Raw genomic sequence first — 21,328 nt, forward strand, 5'->3', positions numbered from 1 at the left:
ATCTTATCTATCAGGCGCTTAACGCACCTGCAGGAATTAGCACCTTTTCAAGCTTTCACTTGAAGGTTGCTGGACTTCTTCGGGCCTGTTCCCTCAGTCACTCTGGATAAGAAATATTTATTAAATTGACGTATTAACGTATTAACACTTCATCTACATAAAGGATTATAGAATATTTTATTAATATAGTCAATATATTTTTTGAAAAATGCTGATATTCTTAAGATTCCCTTTAAATCTCTTCCATATTAATCAAGAATGTTCTGTAGATTCCGCATAGAGCCTCTCTACATATTGGAAACAAACAAAACCCCTTCTGTAAGATAACAGAAGGGGCACATGAATATATAAACATCCTTTTACATTCGTCCACCTTCTCATCTTCGAAAGTAATAATACTTCCTCTGAACTTGGCACCGGGCTTTGACTAGCTGGTTGCCGAGGCTTCTTTGGGTCAGTCCCTCCACCTCTCGTGATAAGAAGAATTGCGTTATTTAACTATTAGAATAAATGTTATACATTTTAGATAATTTAGTCAATACTTAACGAAAAATTTTAAAAATTAAAGTCCCAAAAATACATTTAATGTACTCCACACTTAGTATAACTAATAAACAAACGTTTTCATTTTATTGAGTAGATGATAAAATGGGAATGGGACTAACTCCCTACAATTACCAAATTTAACATGCGAGCGATTACACTATTGCTTTGTAATCTACTTACGTCAAAATTGAGAGGCGACTCTTATGCTTAAGCAACTAAGAAAATGGAATACATTACGAAATCAAATTTTATTTATCTTCTTGTTTGTTATGATCATCGTTCTAGTAATTGTGGGACTACTAACTTTGAACGAGGTTTCTACTCTTTTAAAAAGCAATGCAGAGAAACAAATTAATCAGGTTGCTGTTGAAACAAATGCTAGATTTGAATCGTTATTCGAACAAATCAACATGTCCTCAAAACTCGTGATTACAGATGAAGAAGTGCAACATATACTTACAAAAATCTATGATGGGAAAGAAATCTCATTTCAAGAACGCCAGCAATTAATGGGAAGTGTTAACCGGATTTTAGGGAATAGCGATGGAATTTTTTCATATCAAATTTTTTCTAAGCAACAACATCGTGTGATACCTCTTGATGAAGGCTTATTAAAAGACCGAATTAATCCTAGATGGATTCAAAAAGCAGACCAAGCAAAAGGTAGGTTGGTCTGGGTTGGAGATGATCCACAAGATAAAAATAACTTCCTTGCCATAAGAAGAATAAGTTTAATCGACCGTACGTATAAAAATGGAGGATATTTACTAATTAGTATCGACCGTAATCACTTTCAGTTTGCAAAATCGAACAACCAATTTTCCATCCTGTTAGACAAAAATGAGCAGCCTATTATTCAGAATTACGATGGGGATCTCACAAAAATCATTTCAAATCCAGAAGGTACACTTCAACTTGAGGAAGGAGAATTTATAGTCTCAAGGGAAACCTCAACTCTTACAGGTTGGACAGTATTTATTTTAACCCCAATAAGTGAACTTACTAAAGGAATCGAAGGAATACGGAGAGGTATCGTTCTGTCTGGTGTAGTTGGTGCAGTTATTTTTATGAGTTTCTCCTTATTCCTGTCAACAATCATCACACAACCAATTGTTCGCTTAACCAAAACAATGCAACTTGCGGGAAAAGGAACTCTTACCTTAAATCCAAATGTTCCTTCAGTCAATGAAATTAATGAACTAAACAGTACTTACAATCAGTTGGTGAAGGAAACAAACCATTTAATCCAAATGGTTTATCAGAAAGAGATCCTACGTAGTCGTAGTGAATTAAAGGCACTTCAAGCACAAATCAACCCACATTTTCTTTTTAATACACTAGATGCCTTGCATTGGTCATTAGAAGAAAAAAATGAAGATGAACTATCTGATATTGTGATTGCAATGTCTGATTTATTCCGATATACCATCACAAAAGAGACTGATGATGATTGGGTATATCTAAAGGATGAAATCAAACACATTAAAGATTATATGGAAATTATGAAAATGAGATTTGGTGACCGCCTACAATGGAAAGTTACAATCCCTAATGAATGTATGCATGTACGAATTCCAAAACTCATTATTCAACCACTTGTTGAAAATGCGATCCTACATGGTGCTGGAAATAAAATCGGCGACTGTCTTGTAACGATCACAGTAGAACAAGTTAATACCAATCGGATTCGAATTTCAGTTCAAGATGATGGCCCTGGAATGGACCAAGAGCGCGTCCATCAAATCGTACAAGCGATGAAAACGAGTGGTGTCACTTCTACAAAAGGTAAAGGGATTGCTATTTCAAATGTAAATAAGCGCTTAAAACTCTACTACAACGAAAACTTGTATTCAGAACTATTAATTGAAAGTGAACCGACTAAAGGGACACGGATTTCGTTTGAAATACCTATTGGGGGAGAATAATATGTTAATTAAAAATATCTTGATTGTTGATGATGAGCCAAGAACAAGACAAGGTTTACAAAGAACCTTAGAGAGCTGGAATAATGGCGAATTTAAAATCCTCATTGCTGAAAGTGGTGAGGAAGTTCTTCAAATTGCGAAAACACAACCAATTCATATTTTACTTTCTGATATCCGCATGCCAGAGATGACTGGGTTGCAACTTCTACAAAACATTAGAGATAAAGGGTTGTCCCCTGTTGTTATCGTTATATCTGCATACTCTCAATTTGAATATGCACAAGAGGCACTTCGCCTCGGTGTTGTAAACTATCTTTTAAAACCTATTAGCAAGAGTACGTTAATAGAAGCGGTTGAAGATGCGGTACAAATACTAGAAAAAAAACTTAGAGCAGGAATAATAGAAAAGGTGGTTGACAAAAAGATTGTTGATGCTACAACAAAAATCGATGGAACATCTAACACAATCCGTGAAGCTGTCACCTATATAGATGAACATATTAAGGATGACATTACCCTAACAGAAGTAGCAGCTCATGTTCATCTAAATCCAAGTTATTTTAGTGTACTCTTTAAAGATGAAATTAAATTAAATTTTAGTGAATATATAACTAGACGGAGAATTCAGCGTGCCAAAGAACTACTCCTTTCAACCAAACTTACGATCAATGAAGTCGCCGAAGAAGTAGGGTATAACACTACAAAGTACTTTATAAAAATTTTTAAAGAATATGAGAAAATGACACCTACTGCATACCGGAAAACAAGCAATGAAAAGGCTTTCTAAAAATAGTAGTATTATTCCCAATTATCGTCCCCTTTTTTGATACGTTTCTCAATGATAGACTTTAAGTGTAAGATATTGAGGACAACAAATAAGGGGGTTTTTTAATGATTAAAAAGAAAGCGTTTACCGCTGTTATGTCCATGGCAATTGCGGGCGGATTAATTTTAGGAGGATGCTCATCTTCTGATGATACCGCAAAAGATTCTGATGGATCTAGCAGTGACAAAACCGTAGTAAAAATGATGCATATCTGGTCTGAGGGTAGCTCAAAAGCACAATACACAATCGTTGATGACATTATTAAGTCTTACGAGGAAGAGAACCCTGATGTAGATATTCAAACTGAAATCTTAGCTAACGAGCAATACAAAGAAAAAATTAAAGTATTATCAGCATCTAATGAACTTCCAGATGTTGGTGTGACATGGGCTGCTGGTTATATGAAGCCTTACGTTGACGCAAATATGTTCACACCACTTGATGACGTCGTTGAAAAGGATAAATTTGTAGCTGGCACATTAGATGCATTTTCTGTGGATGACACAACATACGGTCTACCATTAGAATTAAACATTACACCCGTTTATTATAATAAGGAAATTTTTGAAAAATATAACTTAGAAGTACCAGAAACATATGATGAATTCCTAAATGTAGTGGAAACACTTGCGGATAACGGTGTCACTCCAATTACGTTAGGTAATAGAGACCGTTGGACTGGATCTATGTGGTTCATGTACCTTGCAGACAGAATCGGTGGAAAAGATGCTTTAAACAATGCAATTAACCGTACAGGAAGTTTTGAAGACCCAGCATTGGTGAAAGCTGCAGAGGAAATTGAGAAACTTGTAAACATGGATGCATTTGTAAAAGGATTTAACGGATTATCCAATGATGAAGCTAAAGGTTATTTCATGAATGAACAAGCAGGAATGTACTTGATGGCTACTTGGGAATTACCAAACTACACAACAAGTCCAGAAGTTGAACAAGAGTTTAAGGACAAAATTGGTTACTTCAAATTCCCAATCTATGAAGGTGGTAAAGGTGATGTTGACAGCTTTGTAGGTGGCCCTGGTATTGGTCTATTCGTATCTGAACAATCAAAGGTAAAAGAAGAAGCAAAAGATTTTGTTTCTTACCTTGTTGAAGAATGGGGTAAACGTTCAGTTGAAGACGCTGGTGTAATCCCTGCAACAATTGTGGATACATCTAGTGGCGACCTTCACCCAATGTACATTGATATTCTTAACGATTTAAGTAATGCAACAAACCTAACACTTTATGCAGATGTTCAAATGTCTGCGGGCGTGGCTGATGTTCATTTAAACCAAATCCAAGCTTTATTTGGTGGCCAAACAACTCCAGAAGAATTTGCAAAAACCCAAGAGGAAGCTCTTGCTGCCGAAAAATAATCATGGCATACAATGAGAGGGCATATTACTCAAAAATATGCCCTCTTCTTAATAGAAAGGAAGGGGCAAAACCATTATGAAAAGTGTGATGTCAAATAAATTCGTTATCGCCCTTTATACACTCCCTGCTTTACTTCTCATTCTAGTCCTTATCTATATCCCAATTGGATTATCTGGATACTACGGTCTCATGGATTGGGACGGAATTGGTGAAATGAAGTTTATCGGTTTAGACAACTACATTACCTTAATTCAAGATAAAGTATTCTGGTCCAGTACATGGCACTCATTTTTATTAGCTATCTTTTCAACCGCTAGCTTACTACTGTATTTAGCTATATCACTTATCTTAGCAAGTAAAATTAAAGGGTCTGACCTATTACGTAAGATTTATTTAATTCCAATGTTATTATCATCAGTTGCAATCGCTCAACTTTGGATGAAAATTTTCGACCCTACAAATGGTATGTTAAATACTCTACTAGGATACTTTGGTGTTGAAAATCCACCTATTTGGTTAGCTGATCCAGAAATTGTACTGTATGCAATTTTTATCCCAATCATTTGGCAGTTCGCAGGTTTTTACATTTTGATTTATTATGCAGCATTAAAGAATGTGCCAGATGAAGTCATTGAAGCTGCAAAAATTGATGGTGCAAACCCACTACAAATTGCTTTTAAAATTAAATTGCCACTAATCTCAGGTGTATTTAAAGTAACGATTATGCTTGCAGTAGTGGGCTCATTGAAATATTTTGATTTAATCTATGTTATGACTGGTGGCGGGCCAAACGGTGCAAGTGAAGTAATGGCCTCATACATGTACAAAGAAGCATTTAAATTAAATAACTTTGGATACGGTAGTGCAATTGGATTTGGACTTTTAGTTATCTGTCTAGTAATGACATGGTTAACATCACAATTGACAAAATCCAAAGACGAAGTTCAATTTTAAGGGGGAGTGAATCATAATGAGTGAGGTACGAACACAGCAAGTAACACCAAGCCTATCTACGGAAAAACCAAAGAAATCCTTCTTGAACAAAATTGGCTTTGGATTTCTTTATCTCTTACTCGGGGGATTTGCCATTGTTCAAATCTATCCATTGATTTGGTTGTTGTTCTTTTCCCTGAAAACCAATAAAGAAGTCTTTGGTATGTCTCCCTTTTCTTTACCACAAGACCCACAATGGGGTAACTATACGAAAGCGTGGACATCTGGAAATATTGGAGTCTACTTCTTTAACAGTGTTTGGATTACTATTTCGGCGGTCATCTTAACTGTCATTCTCGCTAGCTTAGTAACATTCGCGGTTACACGAATGAATTGGAAACTTAGCGGACCAGTCCTTGGATTATTCCTAGTCGCTTATATGATCCCATTACATTCAACTTTAATACCGCTTTTTAAAATGTATAACAGTACAAACTTAACGGATAATCCATTATCCCTTATTTTATCCTATACAGCTTTTAACTTGCCATTAACGATCATGATATTACTTGGATTTTATAAAACATTTCCAAGAGAAATTGAAGAAGCAGCAGTTATGGATGGATGCTCCGTTCATCGAATCTTTTTCCAAATTACACTTCCAATGACAGTCCCTGTCTTGTCTACAACTGCTATTATCAACATGATCTATAACTGGAACGAGTTCGTATTTGTCAATACATTCATCAGTTCTGATAAATGGAAGACGTTAACAGTTGGGATTAACAACTTTGTTGGTCAGTATTTAACAGACTGGGGCGCAATCGGTGCCACACTTGTGATCAGTATTGTACCAATCCTTCTTGCTTTCTTATTCTTAAGTGATAAGATTGTTGAGGGTATGGCTGCAGGGTCTGTGAAAGGATAAAGCCTTTAAAATAACCCTTGTAAAAAGATACGATTAAAAATAGTTTCACTGCCACAGGACAACTGTGGCAGTTTTTTTGCAATAAGAAAAAAATTTCTCTAAAGATTAACCCCAGACCTTAATATAATTCTTTCCTTCCTTTAATTGGGCGATTGGTCCTATTACACTTTTTTCTTCTCTTTGATTTCCTACTAAATCCGTCTCCAATGATAAAACACTTCCATCTGGATTTTCAAATTCCGCATCTACAATACGAACCCTCTCCAGCGTATTTGTAGAATGGATCTCTCCTAGGAATCTACCAAAGCCTTCAGGCAGTTCAAGTGACAGATATATCTCGTCCCCTTCTTCAATAATTTCTAGGTTCGGATTGAAGTTATGATCTTCAAGTTTTTCATTTTCTCTTTCAAAGGAGTTTGCACCTTTAAAGTAAGCATTATTGTTAATATAAACGGGCTGCTCTACTTGATTAAATGCTTGATGATCTCCCTCTTGTTCATGTACCTTTTCAATGTATTCTTCAAGTGAAGTGGTGTATCCATTGTAATGCACAGTACCTACATCTTCTAACCCATCATCACCGATAAAAATATTGTTAAAGAAGCGATCATCTCCACCATACGTAACAGCGAATCCAGCTATCTCAGTGCTATGTGGAACGTGATACGGTGTGGCACGATCGAGCATTTTGCGGTGTACCATTTTACCACCAATCAGGTTATTGATATAAGCTCCACCTTGAGCATGATTATCTAAAGCATAGTCAGCTGTTAAAATATTGTGGTCGACGATATAAGGACCACTACTTACCTCTACAAATAAATCACGACTGTTACGGTAATATAAGTTCTTGCTGACTCTTGTCCCCTGTGTCTGCCAATCTAACCATGTTCCTAAAGAGCAATCATGAATCCGATTATTGTGAATTTGCACATCGATGGCAGCATGCAACTTAATACCAGCTATCTCATGTCCGTAAAATTCACGCTTTATGCCTATATTATAAATATGATTTTGATAGATTTCGCTAAATACACAGCCTAGATGACCTACAATTCCATTTTGACCACAATCATAGATGATATTGTTTCTAATAATATGAGAACCAATCTTTTCCTTACTCCAACCAGATTGCTTTGCTAGAAAAACAGTTTCTATTTGATAATGATAGCCTGGCTTATCTTTTCTTTTACTTCGGAAATTATCTCCAGTTGAAGCCTCTTTTCCGATACTAATAGCACTACACTTTGAGTCATGAATAATATTGTCCTCGATAATCCACCCTTTACTCCAATGCGGCCCAATTAATCCAGGTTGATCGGCTGTCGGTGGAGTCCAAGGAGTTGCCGCTTGGCACATTTCAAAACCTCTCACCGTAATGTAGTTAATCCCCATCTGTTCTGGATAAAAACAAGCTTTCCTTACATTTATTTCTACTAATTCTTCATTAGGATTTGACTCGTGAAAGTTAGCATAGATGGTTGTATTCTTTTCATCCACTTCAGCAAACCAAAGATATTTTGTTTGCTCTGGGTTAATGACTGGTACAATCGTTTGTGTCCAATGGTCTAATACTTCCGTTTTCACTTCAGGATTTTGTAATTGTTCTAGATTTTCAGCTTCATAAAAGGACATGCCATTTAAATAAACATCACCTAAATGTCTGCCAGGGTTATACACAACCCAATCCCCAAAGATTTTTTCTATATACGGGTTATAGTCTCCGAAAAACTCATTTGGGAGTACTGCTTTCCAAACAGTTCCTTCTACTCGTTCCCATTCTTTTATCTGCTCAGAACCTTTAATAACAACCTTTTCTCCTTCGGCAGCTTGATAAGTAATTCTTCTATTTTCACTTAATCCACCGTTTCTCGGTTTAACCCATTCCCGATATTCTCCTTCATGGACAATAATAGTATCCCCTGCTACGGCAACCGACGCTGCCTTATTTATGGTTAAGAAAGGATCTTGTTTGGTTCCCTCTGCTAGGTCAGAACCAGACTTTGCTACATGATATACGTATGCCACTCCACTTCCTCCTTTAGTCATTATATGTTTATTATAGGAGGTAAATCGATACGTATTCTATTCAAAAAATAGTATAATTAAAGACAATATTAGTGTTTTTTTATCTGATTAGGGGTGGATTATTTATGGCTTTTTTTGAACATCATGGCGTTGAGGAAAATGAATTATTTCACACTTCTCATCTATATAATTTTAGCTTTCCTCTCCACTATCATCATGCATATGAACTTATCATTGTAAACGACGGAGAGATAGCCGTGACAATTGATCAAAAAGAATACGTATTACATAAAAATGATGCTGCCTTCATTTTTAATAACCAAATGCACGAATTTAAGACGCCCTATCAATCCGATATTTCCATTATTATCTTTTCACCAGAGATTGTTGGACATTTTTTTATGAATTATAAGGGATTTGTACCAGAAAACAATATTATTCGCCTAAAATCTGTTCCTGACTATACGAACTTGAATTCAATCTATCGACAAAAAAGTTTTCTTTATGATGTGTGCGGTACATTGGTAGATCAAACAGAATTTACTCCAGTTGAATACTCTACAAAAACAAAAGTATTACACAAAATTTTATTATATGTAGATCGTCATTACAGTGAAGAGTGCACCTTAAAAGTAATCGCAAAACAATTACAATATGACTATGCCTATCTATCGAAGCTATTTGTTCAAATGACCAAATTATCCTTTACTGAATACCTAAATCATTATCGGATTACCCAAGCTTGTTATCTACTTAAAAACAGTGACCAGTCCATAAGCGACATAGCCTTTAATTGTGGTTACAACAATCTCAGATCGTTTAACCGTAATTTTAAAAGAATTACGAACTTATCACCTACTAGATATAGAGTGAATCATAATAAACATTTTTCTCCAATGAAATTGAAGGTACAATAAAAGAAGGGGCTGTCCGATAAGTCCTAAACAAAAAGGCAAGGGAGAAAAACGGTCGTTTTTCTCCCTTGCCTTTTTGTTTTTTTCGATTTTTTCTCTGAAAGTAGCTGGCGTATGCCTGCTACTTTCAATATATTGTGGGCTAATGCCACAATTCCAAACTCGACATATACTTTGTCGAGCCCCCGCAGAGAAAATCTGCGAAACGACCTATTGCCCTTGATGTGACCGAGCACACTTTCTACTTCAACTTTACGTTGTGCGTAGATAGCGGACTTTTCATCACATTCAAGGGCTGTTTTAGCCTTGGCTTTCATTTCTTCAAAAATCGTATTCCAATGAATCTGACGATTCCCTTTTGCTTTTGTGCATTGTGCTTTTAGTGGACAATCGGTACAATCTTCACTTTCATATATTTTGAAACTTTGCTCGTAGCCAGATTTATTCTTTTTATTCAGGTATTTTTTAAACGTTACTTTCATTCCTTTCGGGCAAATAAAATAGTCGTCATCTTCCACGTAAGTCCAATTTTTTGCGTTTTTGATGTCCTTTTTATATTTACGGGTTTGGTTCCTGTACATAGCTTCCATACGGAATAAGAAACTCGAATCGTTGCTCTTTCTCATCTCCGACAGCGTAAACATAATTCTCCTCACTACCATATCCTGCATCGGCAATAACCGTTTTGGGTATTGGTAAAGAAGAAGCTGCCAGTTTCTCCATATGAGGGATGAAGCACCGATTGTCTGGTGGGCGTTGATGTATTGTATAGTATAGAATAAACTGGTTTTCTGTTCCTACTTATACGTTGTATCCTGGCTTAAGTTGGCCATTTTTCATATGATCTTCTTTCATACGCAAGAAGGTGGAATCTTTGTCCGTTTTAGAATAACTATTGCGATCACCTAAAACTTCATTTTACTAAAAAGGATGATTTTTTTGTGTGTTTTTTTAAAAGTTACGAGTCAATACTATTAAATTTTGTAACCTTGTTGATTGTAGCGGAAGGTACGAGACTCCTGCGGGAAAAGCGTGGCCAGGGGAGACCCCGCAGGAGCTTGCGACGAGGAGGCTCCCGGACCGCCCGCGGAAACATACTAACATTAGTAGTACAGACCAAGGCCACGGTTTGTGCTACTATTTTTTTAGTAGAAGTGAAGTGAAGTCGTGTACTCGCTGGGATCTAAGAATCCGTATAAGGAAACCGACACGCTTCACACCCTTATTAGAATCAGTTTAGTATGTTGGATCTTCGAGATCGTGTATAAGAAAGTGGAATCGATGAGGCACTGTGAAGAACTTCTATGTGATGTAAACAGGGGGAAGAATTATGAAACATGTAATTGCTTTTGACGTAAGTATGGGAAAAAGTACAATAGTAATATACGACTGCTATCAACGCTGTCAATATGAAGGGGAATTAGAACACACGATATCTGGATTCCAATCATTAAAAGGACGTATTGAATCACTTAGGGAACAGGACGGCAAAGTACCTGACATTGTCTTTGAGGCTACGGGTGTCTATTCTAAAGGGCTTGAGAACTTCCTGCAGGTACACCAATATCCCTATATTCGCTTGAACCCTTTGGAGGCTAAGCTTCAGATGGCAGCCATGCGCCGACATAAAACAGATATTAGTGATGCACATGAATTGGCTAAATCCCATTTCAGATTGGACCGGCAGGAAACATACGTACAAGAAGAATACTTTGAACAAATGCGTGCACTGGGACGCTACTATGAAGATATAGAAAAGGAGATAAGGCATCACTATAACAGGCTACACTCTTTCCTACAACTAAGCTTTCCGCTACTTGAAAAGGTATTTACAAAGAGCTCAGTCCTGTTTTTAAATATCATTCAGCTTTATCCCCATCCTGCATGCTTACATATGCTTTCAAAAGAGGATTTACGTAACCAAATCAAACAAGCAACCCGTAAGAATATATCTAATCAAAAAGCGGAGGAAAAAGCGGCATTACTAATCAACGCTGCAGAAAATTCCTATTCAGCAATTCGGCCGGAAGACGTACGCTGCCAACATCTACGACACTATGCCAAACGCATTTTGGAACTGGTGGATCAGAAAAAGGATATTATTAGACAGATGGTGGATCTATCGAAAGATCGTGTTGATTTTCAAGTTCTCGTGTCATTTCCTGGAATTGGGGAATCTACAGCAGTTAGAATAATTGGCGAGTTAGGCGACATCCGCCGCTTTAAAAATCACAAACAGGTCAATGCATACGTAGGGATTGATATCCAACGGTTCCAATCAGGTAAACTTCAGTACCAGGATCGGATAAATAAACGTGGAAACCGAAGGTTGAGGCAGATCCTTTATTTCATGGTGATGTCAATGATCTCATTAAGGACAAAAACTAAAAATACGATTGTGGATTATTACGACCAATTAAAAAAGCAACCCCAGAGTAAGCCCCATAAGGTTGCGATGATTGCATGTGTGAATAAGTTCTTGAAAGTCGCATTTCACCTTATTCAACATGATGTCCTGTATGATTACGAATCAGCCAAAGCTTCGTAACAGGATAGCTCCACTATATCACATAAGACCTTGTGAAAAAAACAAATATTCGCTAGGTCTATTTGGTATACACATTTTTATTTTATCCAAACCTGGTCCTAGTAGTGCAGGCGCTCGACTCCTGCGGGAATAGCATGAGCCTTGAGACCCCGCAGGGAGCAGTCCTTTCGCTCCTGAGGAGGCTCAAGCCATGCCCGCGGAAAGCGGAGCGCCGGAACGGAGAGTAACGGCCTGTCGGCAGCTTTAAACTATTTAAATTATTTATGACAGAAAAACAATTTTAAAAAAACACTTGACTACAGGTAAGAAAAACACTTGACTACAGGTAAGGAAGCGAGTACCTGCAGCGGAAATCAACACCAGAATTTTTAGTAAACCCAAAAAACAAAAAATGAGGGCTGTCCTCAAAAGTCATTTTTCAGTGACTTTTTGGACAGCCCCTTTCTTTTCGTATCTTTATTATTCATTGTTTTTCTTTAGACGTAACATATTCCATGACATCTTAGGCAATACAGCTACTAAAGTATCGTTTTCGATATAAGAATCATTACAAATACTAGGTTTAACTTGTTCGCTCACGATGGAGTTTACAGCTTTTGCTTCTTCATTTACTAGCGTAACATGCTCGATTAATTTGTACCCTTCAAATGAACGAATATCAACATCCACTATTAACGCGTCCTCTAAATTTCGATTCACTGCGTATATGACTAGTTCATCATTTTCTTCATTATAAATGACCGATTGATCTAGATACGGAACATCCGTAAAGTCCTTACTATCATATTTAGGAGAATCAACGATAGAATGAAGCGCAGTTCCACGTCCATAAACAGATGTATAGTAATATGGATAGAAAATAGTTTGCTTCCAGACACCACCACCTGTTTCTGTCATAATTGGCGCGATAACATTCACCAATTGTGCCATACAAGCCATTTTTACTCGATCTGAGTGCTTTAGTAATGTATTCAGCATACTTCCTACAAGGAGTGCATCTTCAAATGTGTAGATGTCCTCTAATAATGGTGGTGCAACAGACCAAGGCTCAATTTCTTTATCTTGAGCATTTGAGTGGTACCACACATTCCATTCATCAAAACTTAAATTTATTGTTTTTTTACTACGTTTTTTCGCTTTTATATAGTCACATGTTGCAATGACAGTTTTAATAAAATTATCCATATCTAACGAACTTGCTAAATAGTTAGCGGTATCATTATCACGATTTCCATAATACTGATGTAGAGAAATATAATCAGCATATTCATATGTATGTTCAAGCGTTTCTGCTTCCCACTCAGGGAATGTTGGCATACCTGAACCTGAGCTTCCACAGCTAACTAGCTCAATTGTCGGGTCAACTAATTTCATAGCTTTCGCAGTTTCAGCAGCAAGCCGACCATATTCATATGCTGTTTTCATCCCTATTTGCCAAGGTCCATCCATTTCATTTCCGAGACACCAGACTTTGATTTGATGAGGATCTTTATACCCATGTTTTTTTCTCAAATCACTCCAATATGTCCCTCCTGGATGGTTAGTGTATTCAACCAAGTTTCGAGCTGCATCAATACCTCGTGTACCTAAGTTTACAGCCATCATTACCTCAGCATCTACCTTTTTCGCCCAGGAGATAAACTCGTTTGTTCCAACTTCATTTGTTTCTAACGAACTCCATGCCAACTCCAACCTTTTTGGCCTTAATTCTTTTGGTCCTACTCCATCTTCCCAATTATATGCAGAAACCATATTCCCACCTGGATAGCGAATAATTGGCACCTTTAATTCTTTTACCAATTCCATAACATCTTGGCGGAACCCCTCTTCGTCAGCAGTACTATGAGTAGGTTCATAGATTCCACCGTATACAGCACGACCTAGTTGCTCTATAAAAGAACCGTAAATCCTTGGATCTATTTCTGCTATCTTAAATGTCTTATCTATAACCATTTTCGCCTTAACAACGTTCAAAGTCATTTTATTCACCTTTCTCAAAGCATTGTAGTCTGTTCACTTTTTAAATCCATTTTTTGAAACAAGTTCATTGATAACCAAATCCAACCGAACGCACCTATACTAACTGTAAAAAAAGGAAGAATTCCAGGAAAACTTAATGAAATATACATTACTATAAATAAATAGATGATTATAGCAATTGTGTAGTGTAATTTACCAAATCCCAAAATGATCGCATTTTTTAAGAAAACTTTAATTTCACCATTATAATGCGCTAATTGCGGGAAGGACCAAATCAATACATTTATATAAAGGATAATTAAAATATAAAAGGCTACAGGAATTAAAACACTAATATTTTCTGTGCTTTTAATGACTAGATAATTCATAAAAAGGATCATTCCTGAAAGAGTAAGTATCCAACCTATTATGTTAGACTTAATAAAATCTCTCCGATATTCTTGTCTAAATGTACTCCAAAGTGGTACTTCTTCTTCACCAATAATCCACTTTCTAAATATCTTTAGAACGGACAATGTTGCTGGAAAGATCCCTCCAACTACTAGTCCAATGATCGTGTAAAAAATCCATAATAAGTTTAAGACCACTAAACGAGTTATCCAAGTAAATAGTCTATCCAGAGAATTAACAATGTTTTGGCTACTCATCCTCTAACACCTTTCGCTCATCTTTTTTAAATTTAATTATCCTTTTACACTACCTGAAGCTAGACCCGCAACAAAGTATCGTTGGAAGAAAATAAACAGGATAATGATAGGTATTATTGTCATTACAGATCCTGCAATTAACGTATCATAGTTATTTCCATATGGCGTCAATAATGTCGCCAATCCGATTGGCAATGTAAACAAGTCACTTGATCGTATGACAAGTAATGGCCATAAGAAATTATTCCAACTACCTAACCCTTGTAAGATAGCCATAGCTGAAAATGAAGGTAACATTAATGGAGCCATTATTCTAAAATAGATTCCATACTCAGTACAGCCATCAATCCTAGCAGAATCCATCAATTCTGTAGGTAGCCCTAAAGCATATTGCCTAAAGAAAAATACAGCAGTTGGTGCAACAATCAACGGTAACATTACTCCCGTATACGTATTAATCAATTTAAAACTAATCATTAATTGATAGAGTGGTAGCATTAACACTTCAAATGGGATCATAATAATGACTAACACAAAGAGAAATAGCAGGTTTCTACCTCTGAAGTTGTATACTGCAAGTGCATAACCAACCATAGAAGAGAAAAATAACGATAAGACGATCGTTAATCCTGAAATAATTAAACTATTACTATACCATTTCCAATATGCAGGCGATTCAGTAAAGATATGTGCATAGTTTTTTAGTGAAAGTTCACTGAAATTTATTGAAAATGATATCCCGTTTCTCATTAGTTCTGATGATGGACGAAACGATGAGATAATGAGGCTTATTAATGGAAATAAAGCAATAAGCGCCACGATTACTAAAAATATGTTTACAATCCATTTTGTTAGAGTATTCGTTTTTTTCATGCTACTCATCACCTCTTTTAAATGCACCTGTCAATAATAAATAAATAATACTGATGATAAAGATAAGGATTAAGAGCACTACACCTATCGCTGCTCCAAAGCCCATATCATTTTGTTGAATACCCTCTTGATACAATAATCCAACAAGTGTCAATCCAATATTTCCAGGTGAATTTCCTTGCCAAATAACATAACTCTCTTCAAAGACTCTAAAGCCACCAATAATACTTATTGTCGTTACAAAAATAATAATAGGTTTTAAGAATGGTAGTGTCACATTTCTAAACTTTTGAAATAGGTTGGCACCATCAATTTCAGCTGATTCATACAATTCTTTAGGAATACTTTGTAAACCTGCCAAAAAGTAAAGAACATTGACTCCCATCCATCTCCAAGAAGCCATAATTACCATTAAAAACATTCCTGACCATGCAGTGAATTGCCAACTAACAGGTTCAAAACCAAAGAAGCCTACTATTTGGTTCGCAATCGCATTTTCTGACCCTGCAAAAACTAACCTAAAAATGACACCAGCGACTACGATAGAAGTCAGAGCAGGAATAAACAATGCTGAACGAAAAATTGTTTTAAATTTAACTAATTTAGAATCTAATAATATCGCAAGAATTATGGGTACTGATACTAGAATTAAAACGGTTAGTATTGTATAGATTGTTGAATTGAATAGCGCTTTATAAAATGTCTGATTGAAAATCCTTTCATAATTCTGTAATCCTATAAATTCAATTTGTCCAGGTAAGATTCTTTGGAAACTCATCATAAAAGCTTGAATCGTAGGATATAAGGTAAGTATTGTAAAGGATACGATAAATGGAAAAACAAAAACATATGGTACAACTTTTTTTGAGTTAAGAAACTTCATAATACTGTTTTCATTTTTGGGCTTTTGTGTAGGGGTAAGATTTCTTTTGTTTTTTACATTTACTTCGTACATTTTATCCCTTCTATCATATTAAAATTAGAGGTATGGGCAGGATTACATACATCCTGCCCATACCTATAGACTATTAATTACTTCCCATTTTCTGTCTAATAGTATCTGCTGATTCTTTTAATGCTTCCTCTGGGGTAGCGTTTTGTTCCCTGAGTACTTTATGCATAATATTTGAATCAATTTCTGATAGAACATCTGGAGTGTATTCAGATATCTGAATTCCCGCAACATTATCTTTTACAGTTAGTAAGATATCAAAAATATCTTTATGGAAATATTGATAATAAACATTATCCTCTTTCATTTCTGGTTCTTCCCAGACATCCCAACGAGGAGGATCAAATCCTAGTTCTGTCCAAAGTTGGATATTTCCTTCTTTAGATAATTTAGCAAAGTATAAAAATTCTTTCGCTAAGTCAATATGTTTTGATTGGCTAGTAACAGCAGTACCTGTTCCACCCATCGTTGCGGATTGATATTCTGAATCAGACCATTTAGGCATCGGACGAATTTGAACCTTTCCTTCTAGGTCAGGCATATAAGTTGTAAAATCTTTCATATAGAACATAGGAATAACTAAAGATGCTTGGCCACCATCATTCATGAAGCCATAGAATTCTTCAGAATGATAGCCGTTTCCTGGAGCGATTTCTGCAATTTTATGTTCATTAACTAAAGCATTAACAAATTCTAATGTTTCAATATTTTCTTTGCTATCTAGTGTTAATTCGCCGTTTTCATCAAAGAAATCTGATCCTCTTTGAGCTGCAAAAGGCCATATTCCGTACCAGTTAGTTGCAATGGTGGTCATCGGCTTCCCTGTCACTTCCACCACTTTTTTACCTGCTTCTACATAATCATCCCAAGTTTTAATTTCATCAATATCTACACCAGCTTCATCCATAATTTCCATATTATAATAAACAACTGAAGCACCTAGATGGGTTGGAGCACCATAATAGTTTCCATCTTTCTCATAAATACTAACTCTTTCTGGAATAAACTTATCTAATTCAGGCTCAATTAAATCATTCAGAGGTTCTAATTGGACATCACCTTTAAGGAAGTTCGAAAATTTTGCTAACTCAATATCCACCAAGTCAGGTGCACCTGATCCAGATTGCAAGGCCATTAATAAATTGTTGTGCATTTGATCGAATGGATAGTTTTCAACTGTCAATTTAATTGGTTTATCTGGATTTTGTTCATTCCATCTTTCAGCGGCATTTGCGTAAAAATCAGCGTGTGTCCCAGCAAAAGTCCAAAAACTTAATTCTGTTGCGTCTTCAATATCAGAACCAGCGGTTTTTACATCATCAGAGTTTGTTGGTTTCGCCTCGCTTCCTCCTCCGCTACAAGCAGCCAATAATAACACAAAAGATAAAAGTAGAACGCTAAAGAACGAAAGACTCTTCTTTTTCATTATTCATTCCCCCTGTACTTTCTTTATCCAACTAATAAACTAAGTTCGCTAAAAAGGTAAGTTATTAATCTGGTAACTATCACTCCTAATTAATATAGTCTATGTAAAGTTAATGCGATTTCAAGAACTTTGAAAATGTTTGAAAACGCATTCAACTTACACTTTTATTATATCCACCTTATACGTACATGTCAACGAATAATGTATAGAATTTTAAGACATTTGTATGACAAATTCTTAAGTATATTATGTTGTACGTATCACTTTGAAAACTGAAGTTTTGTTGCACACTTGTACCACAATTCTTTTTTTGATAGAAAAATAGAAGAAGCCGTTTAGTCCTTTACTAAATCCTTTGTTGAATTTCTATAAGTAATGATTGGCTCAAACAAGAATGATTCATAGGTGTCACTCCCATTTTGTTTTTTTCTATTCTTAATTAATTTAATGATTTTCTTAGCAGCCATTTCACCTAGTTCACTTTTAGGATGTTTGACAGACGTTAGTTTCACCTCTGATATATCAGCAAAAAAGGAATCATCAAAACCTATAATGGAGATGTCTTCTGGCACACATAAATCTTTTCGTCTAAGAACATCAAGTAATTTCATTGCAAGTTCATCGTTATAGCAAACAATTCCAGTTGGCAGATTTTCTTTGGTACTCAATATATCTTCTAACGCCTCAACTGGTTTCGTAGATTTTTCCATAGTCGTATAGGTTACAACATTATTCGGATTAATCGGAATTCCATTTTCACGATGAGCCTTAAAATATCCTTTCATTCTTTTCAAACCTTGTAAATCATCATTTTTAAAGAAACCTAATATATTCTGATGTCCTAAGTTAATCAAATGTTCAGCCTGTATGTATCCACCTTTTTCGTCATCCATAACAATACTGATTGGTTCTAGTTCATCATATGCAGCATTAATCATGACATAAGGGATATTTAAAGCTTCTAAGTTTAAATAATAATTAATATTCGGGTTAGATATTGCACTCTTTGTAGGTTCTACAATGACTCCGTCAAATTTTTGAGTAATGATTGTTTCTAGTATTTTACGTTCATTATCATGATCGTTATTTGTACTGAACAGGCTAACTTGGTATCCTTCCTGACTCAAAATACCTTCAGCCCCTCGAATGATTGAAGGAAAAATGTAGTCAGAGATATAGGTAACAATGATAGCAATCCTCTTATTATTTGTCGTTCCAGGAGTGCCTACTGATTTTTCGTTTTGTTCCGAAACGAATGTTCCTGCCCCCTGTTCCTTATACAACCATCCCTCACTTACTAATTCCCCTAATGCTAATCTAACCGTATGTCTGCTAACATGAAATTGTTCCATTAACTCACTTTCTGAATAAATCTTATTATTAGGCAAAAAGGTACCATCTAATATTTTGGACTTGATCCAACTTTTTACCATACCGTATTTTGTTTCATTCACTCAATAACACTCCATCCATACATCTGTAGTAAAAATTGATTGATTATCTGTTTTTATAGTGGCTTTTCTTATACTCTATAATATCCCTACCCATATATTGTGAGGATCTTTTCAGTATTCCATCTAATTTTAATAAGTTTATGTTGTATAAAATAACACATTGACAATAACTTTTCTATCAAGAACCTCCTTGCACATAAGTTGTACGTATAACCATTTACTTAAATATTAATATGAAATATTTGTTTAATCAATAGCCCTTAAGAATCAAGCTAAAATTTAATGCTTAAAAATTGATACCTCGTATCCATTTTGATACATAAAACAATGCTTATATATTTAGCAGGGTCATGTATAAATCACATTAAAAAATAAGGCATTTCGCAAAATTTATTGCTTATGACACAATAGATTTCTGATCGTGAGATGCTTTCCACTTCTATAACTAGGTTTGTTTTTTCAAATCACTACAACCACTTTGAGAAGAACCCCAAAATAAAGAAAGTCTAGATACAAGAGGTATCTAGACTTTCTTTATTAGCTAATTAATTAAGACATATTCGAGGTTTACTAATTTTGCAAAGGTTATAATCTGATCAGTTGTTAGATTCAGTGAAACTACAGTATGGTGACCACCACCATTTTCAATCCAAGCCTTCACTCCTTCTTGGAAGTTCGGCTTCACCTCCCAAAGTACACGTGCAACTGGAAGGTTTGGAGCAGGTACGGTTGGTTCAAATGTTGTAACTTCGTTGATTAATAATTTGAAATGGGTACCAAAGTCAGCCATTGAAACAACAACTCCTTCACCCGCTTTGCCGTCAAATACTAAACGTGCTGGATCTTCCCGATCACCAATACCTAATGGAGACACTACAATCTTCGGGCGATTGTTCGCTAATGTTGGATCGACTTCAAGCATGTGTGACTGAAGCACAGCTTCCCTACCTGCTGCTAATTCGTATGTGTAATCTTCCATAAATCCAGTAGATTGATTATGACTCATGACCTTTAGTAAACGATCGAGAGCTGCAGTCTTCCAATCCCCTTCACCCGCGAAACCATAACCTTGTGCCATTAATCGTTGAACTGCTAAACCTGGAAGTTGTTTCATGCCATACAAATCTTCAAAGTTAGTTGTGAACGCTGTGTACCCGCCATCATCAAGGAAACGCTTGATGGCAATTTCATAACTAGCTTGCACCTTCACACTCGCTTCCCAATCTGCTTGACTATAATTACCATAATCAAATTCATAGGCTTCTGCGTACTGCGCAAACAATGCATCAATCTCTTCATCTGTAACAGCCTTCACATATTGAACAAGATCTCCAATACCAAAATAGTCAACTGTCCATCCGAATTGAATTTGAGCTTCGATCTTGTCGCCCTCTGTTACACCAACATTACGCATATTATCGCCAAAGCGAGCTACCTTTATATTAAAGCTTTCATTGTAAGCAACAGCTACATCCATCCAATCGGCTATTTGCTTTTGAACCTCAGGGCGTTGCCAGTAACCGACTACTACCTTATTTTGTTTTTTCAAACGAGCATTAATAAAACCATATTCACGGTCACCATGAGCGGATTGGTTTAGATTCATAAAATCCATATCAATCGTCTGCCACGGAATACTTTCGTTATATTGGGTTGCTAGGTGCAATAACGGTTTTTGTAATAATTTTGTACCACGTATCCACATTTTTGCAGGCGAGAACGTATGCATCCACGTTATGACCCCAGCAACTTCATCACGATAATTAACTTTTTTCATAATATTAGTAATTTTTTCCGCACTAACAGCTAAATCTTGCAATACGAGTGGATATGGTAACACACCACTTGCATTCAATGACTCGGTCATCTCTTTTGCGTGTGCTCTAACCTCTGCTAACGTTTCTTCCCCATATAGATGCTGGGAGCCAACAACAAACCAAAACTCTTTATTCTCCATCATAATCCCCTTTT

15 protein-coding genes, 1 pseudogene and 2 riboswitches are annotated in these 21,328 nt (G+C 36.0%); of the genes and pseudogenes, 7 read left to right on the forward strand and 9 right to left on the reverse strand.

Translation table 11 applies throughout. The features are described 5' to 3' along the window. Window positions 1-113, reverse strand: a riboswitch (SAM riboswitch). Window positions 114-374: 261 nt separating this feature from the next. Then, window positions 375-482, reverse strand: a riboswitch (SAM riboswitch). Between the two features lie 267 nt (window positions 483-749). From ACWPVE_RS05170 to ACWPVE_RS05190, 5 genes are all read left to right on the forward strand, one after another. Further along, complete coding sequence (locus ACWPVE_RS05170; protein WP_453991320.1) at window positions 750-2,471, forward strand: sensor histidine kinase; 1,722 nt, start codon at window positions 750-752, stop codon at window positions 2,469-2,471. 1 nt (window position 2,472) lies between these two features. After that, entirely contained in the window at window positions 2,473-3,258 is a 786-nt protein-coding gene (locus ACWPVE_RS05175; protein WP_453991322.1) for a response regulator transcription factor, read from the forward strand. A 104-nt stretch (window positions 3,259-3,362) separates the two neighbouring features. Then, window positions 3,363-4,673, forward strand: a complete 1,311-nt coding sequence (locus tag ACWPVE_RS05180) for an extracellular solute-binding protein (RefSeq protein ID WP_453991325.1) — start codon at window positions 3,363-3,365, stop codon at window positions 4,671-4,673. 76 nt (window positions 4,674-4,749) lie between these two features. Continuing rightward, window positions 4,750-5,628 (forward strand): carbohydrate ABC transporter permease, encoded by an 879-nt coding sequence (locus ACWPVE_RS05185; RefSeq protein ID WP_453991326.1) that lies wholly within the window; start codon window positions 4,750-4,752, stop codon window positions 5,626-5,628. A gap of 16 nt (window positions 5,629-5,644) precedes the next feature. Then, window positions 5,645-6,535 (forward strand): carbohydrate ABC transporter permease, encoded by an 891-nt coding sequence (locus ACWPVE_RS05190; protein ID WP_453991328.1) that lies wholly within the window; start codon window positions 5,645-5,647, stop codon window positions 6,533-6,535. 105 nt (window positions 6,536-6,640) lie between these two features. On the opposite strand, the gene ACWPVE_RS05195 is transcribed toward ACWPVE_RS05190, so the two are convergent. Further along, complete coding sequence (locus ACWPVE_RS05195) at window positions 6,641-8,563, reverse strand: right-handed parallel beta-helix repeat-containing protein (RefSeq protein WP_453991330.1); 1,923 nt, start codon at window positions 8,561-8,563, stop codon at window positions 6,641-6,643. 125 nt (window positions 8,564-8,688) lie between these two features. On the opposite strand from ACWPVE_RS05195, the gene ACWPVE_RS05200 reads away from it, so the two are divergent. Next, window positions 8,689-9,480, forward strand: a complete 792-nt coding sequence (locus ACWPVE_RS05200) for a helix-turn-helix domain-containing protein (protein ID WP_453991332.1) — start codon at window positions 8,689-8,691, stop codon at window positions 9,478-9,480. A gap of 23 nt (window positions 9,481-9,503) precedes the next feature. Here the strand turns inward: ACWPVE_RS05200 and ACWPVE_RS05205 are convergent. Then, window positions 9,504-10,392, reverse strand: a pseudogene (locus ACWPVE_RS05205) (transposase); the annotation flags it as partial. A 415-nt stretch (window positions 10,393-10,807) separates the two neighbouring features. Here ACWPVE_RS05205 and ACWPVE_RS05210 point away from each other — a divergent pair. Continuing rightward, complete coding sequence (locus tag ACWPVE_RS05210) at window positions 10,808-12,025, forward strand: IS110 family RNA-guided transposase (RefSeq protein ID WP_324301027.1); 1,218 nt, start codon at window positions 10,808-10,810, stop codon at window positions 12,023-12,025. Window positions 12,026-12,484: 459 nt separating this feature from the next. Here ACWPVE_RS05210 and arfA read toward each other — a convergent pair whose 3' ends face one another. The 7 genes from arfA to araA all read right to left on the reverse strand — a co-directional run bounded on the left by arfA (window position 12,485) and on the right by araA (window position 21,317). Then, the gene (gene arfA, locus ACWPVE_RS05215; protein WP_453991334.1) at window positions 12,485-14,005 is read right to left on the reverse strand and encodes an arabinosylfuranosidase ArfA; all 1,521 of its coding nucleotides are present in this window, start codon (window positions 14,003-14,005) and stop codon (window positions 12,485-12,487) included. Window positions 14,006-14,019: 14 nt separating this feature from the next. Next, window positions 14,020-14,652 carry a YesL family protein gene (locus ACWPVE_RS05220; protein ID WP_453991336.1) on the reverse strand — a complete coding sequence of 211 codons (633 nt, stop codon included), beginning with the start codon at window positions 14,650-14,652 and terminating at the stop codon, window positions 14,020-14,022. Between the two features lie 36 nt (window positions 14,653-14,688). Further along, window positions 14,689-15,534 (reverse strand): carbohydrate ABC transporter permease, encoded by an 846-nt coding sequence (locus tag ACWPVE_RS05225; RefSeq protein ID WP_453991338.1) that lies wholly within the window; start codon window positions 15,532-15,534, stop codon window positions 14,689-14,691. Next, complete coding sequence (locus ACWPVE_RS05230; RefSeq protein WP_453997368.1) at window positions 15,527-16,408, reverse strand: carbohydrate ABC transporter permease; 882 nt, start codon at window positions 16,406-16,408, stop codon at window positions 15,527-15,529. Before ACWPVE_RS05230 ends, ACWPVE_RS05225 begins: the two co-directional genes overlap by 8 nt. 145 nt (window positions 16,409-16,553) lie before the next feature. Beyond that, window positions 16,554-17,903, reverse strand: a complete 1,350-nt coding sequence (locus tag ACWPVE_RS05235; protein WP_453991340.1) for an ABC transporter substrate-binding protein — start codon at window positions 17,901-17,903, stop codon at window positions 16,554-16,556. Between the two features lie 335 nt (window positions 17,904-18,238). After that, the gene (locus ACWPVE_RS05240) at window positions 18,239-19,336 is read right to left on the reverse strand and encodes a substrate-binding domain-containing protein (protein ID WP_453997370.1); all 1,098 of its coding nucleotides are present in this window, start codon (window positions 19,334-19,336) and stop codon (window positions 18,239-18,241) included. Between the two features lie 562 nt (window positions 19,337-19,898). Then, entirely contained in the window at window positions 19,899-21,317 is a 1,419-nt protein-coding gene (araA, locus tag ACWPVE_RS05245; protein WP_453991342.1) for an L-arabinose isomerase, read from the reverse strand. Window positions 21,318-21,328 lie beyond the last annotated feature (11 nt).

This window comes from Bacillus nitroreducens, assembly GCF_964021195.1.

What these genes read in the sequence shown, in the direction of transcription:
- ACWPVE_RS05170 (WP_453991320.1), top strand. Translation starts at nt 750, where the DNA reads ATGCTTAAGCAACTAAGAAAATGGAATACATTACGAAATCAAATTTTA.
- ACWPVE_RS05175 (WP_453991322.1), top strand. Translation starts at nt 2,473, where the DNA reads ATGTTAATTAAAAATATCTTGATTGTTGATGATGAGCCAAGAACAAGA.
- ACWPVE_RS05180 (WP_453991325.1), top strand. Translation starts at nt 3,363, where the DNA reads ATGATTAAAAAGAAAGCGTTTACCGCTGTTATGTCCATGGCAATTGCG.
- ACWPVE_RS05185 (WP_453991326.1), top strand. Translation starts at nt 4,750, where the DNA reads ATGAAAAGTGTGATGTCAAATAAATTCGTTATCGCCCTTTATACACTC.
- ACWPVE_RS05190 (WP_453991328.1), top strand. Translation starts at nt 5,645, where the DNA reads ATGAGTGAGGTACGAACACAGCAAGTAACACCAAGCCTATCTACGGAA.
- ACWPVE_RS05200 (WP_453991332.1), top strand. Translation starts at nt 8,689, where the DNA reads ATGGCTTTTTTTGAACATCATGGCGTTGAGGAAAATGAATTATTTCAC.
- ACWPVE_RS05210 (WP_324301027.1), top strand. Translation starts at nt 10,808, where the DNA reads ATGAAACATGTAATTGCTTTTGACGTAAGTATGGGAAAAAGTACAATA.
- arfA (WP_453991334.1), bottom strand. Translation starts at nt 14,005, where the DNA reads ATGACTTTGAACGTTGTTAAGGCGAAAATGGTTATAGATAAGACATTT.
- ACWPVE_RS05220 (WP_453991336.1), bottom strand. Translation starts at nt 14,652, where the DNA reads ATGAGTAGCCAAAACATTGTTAATTCTCTGGATAGACTATTTACTTGG.
- ACWPVE_RS05225 (WP_453991338.1), bottom strand. Translation starts at nt 15,534, where the DNA reads ATGAGTAGCATGAAAAAAACGAATACTCTAACAAAATGGATTGTAAAC.
- ACWPVE_RS05230 (WP_453997368.1), bottom strand. Translation starts at nt 16,408, where the DNA reads ATGAAGTTTCTTAACTCAAAAAAAGTTGTACCATATGTTTTTGTTTTT.
- ACWPVE_RS05235 (WP_453991340.1), bottom strand. Translation starts at nt 17,903, where the DNA reads ATGAAAAAGAAGAGTCTTTCGTTCTTTAGCGTTCTACTTTTATCTTTT.
- ACWPVE_RS05240 (WP_453997370.1), bottom strand. Translation starts at nt 19,336, where the DNA reads ATGGTAAAAAGTTGGATCAAGTCCAAAATATTAGATGGTACCTTTTTG.
- araA (WP_453991342.1), bottom strand. Translation starts at nt 21,317, where the DNA reads ATGATGGAGAATAAAGAGTTTTGGTTTGTTGTTGGCTCCCAGCATCTA.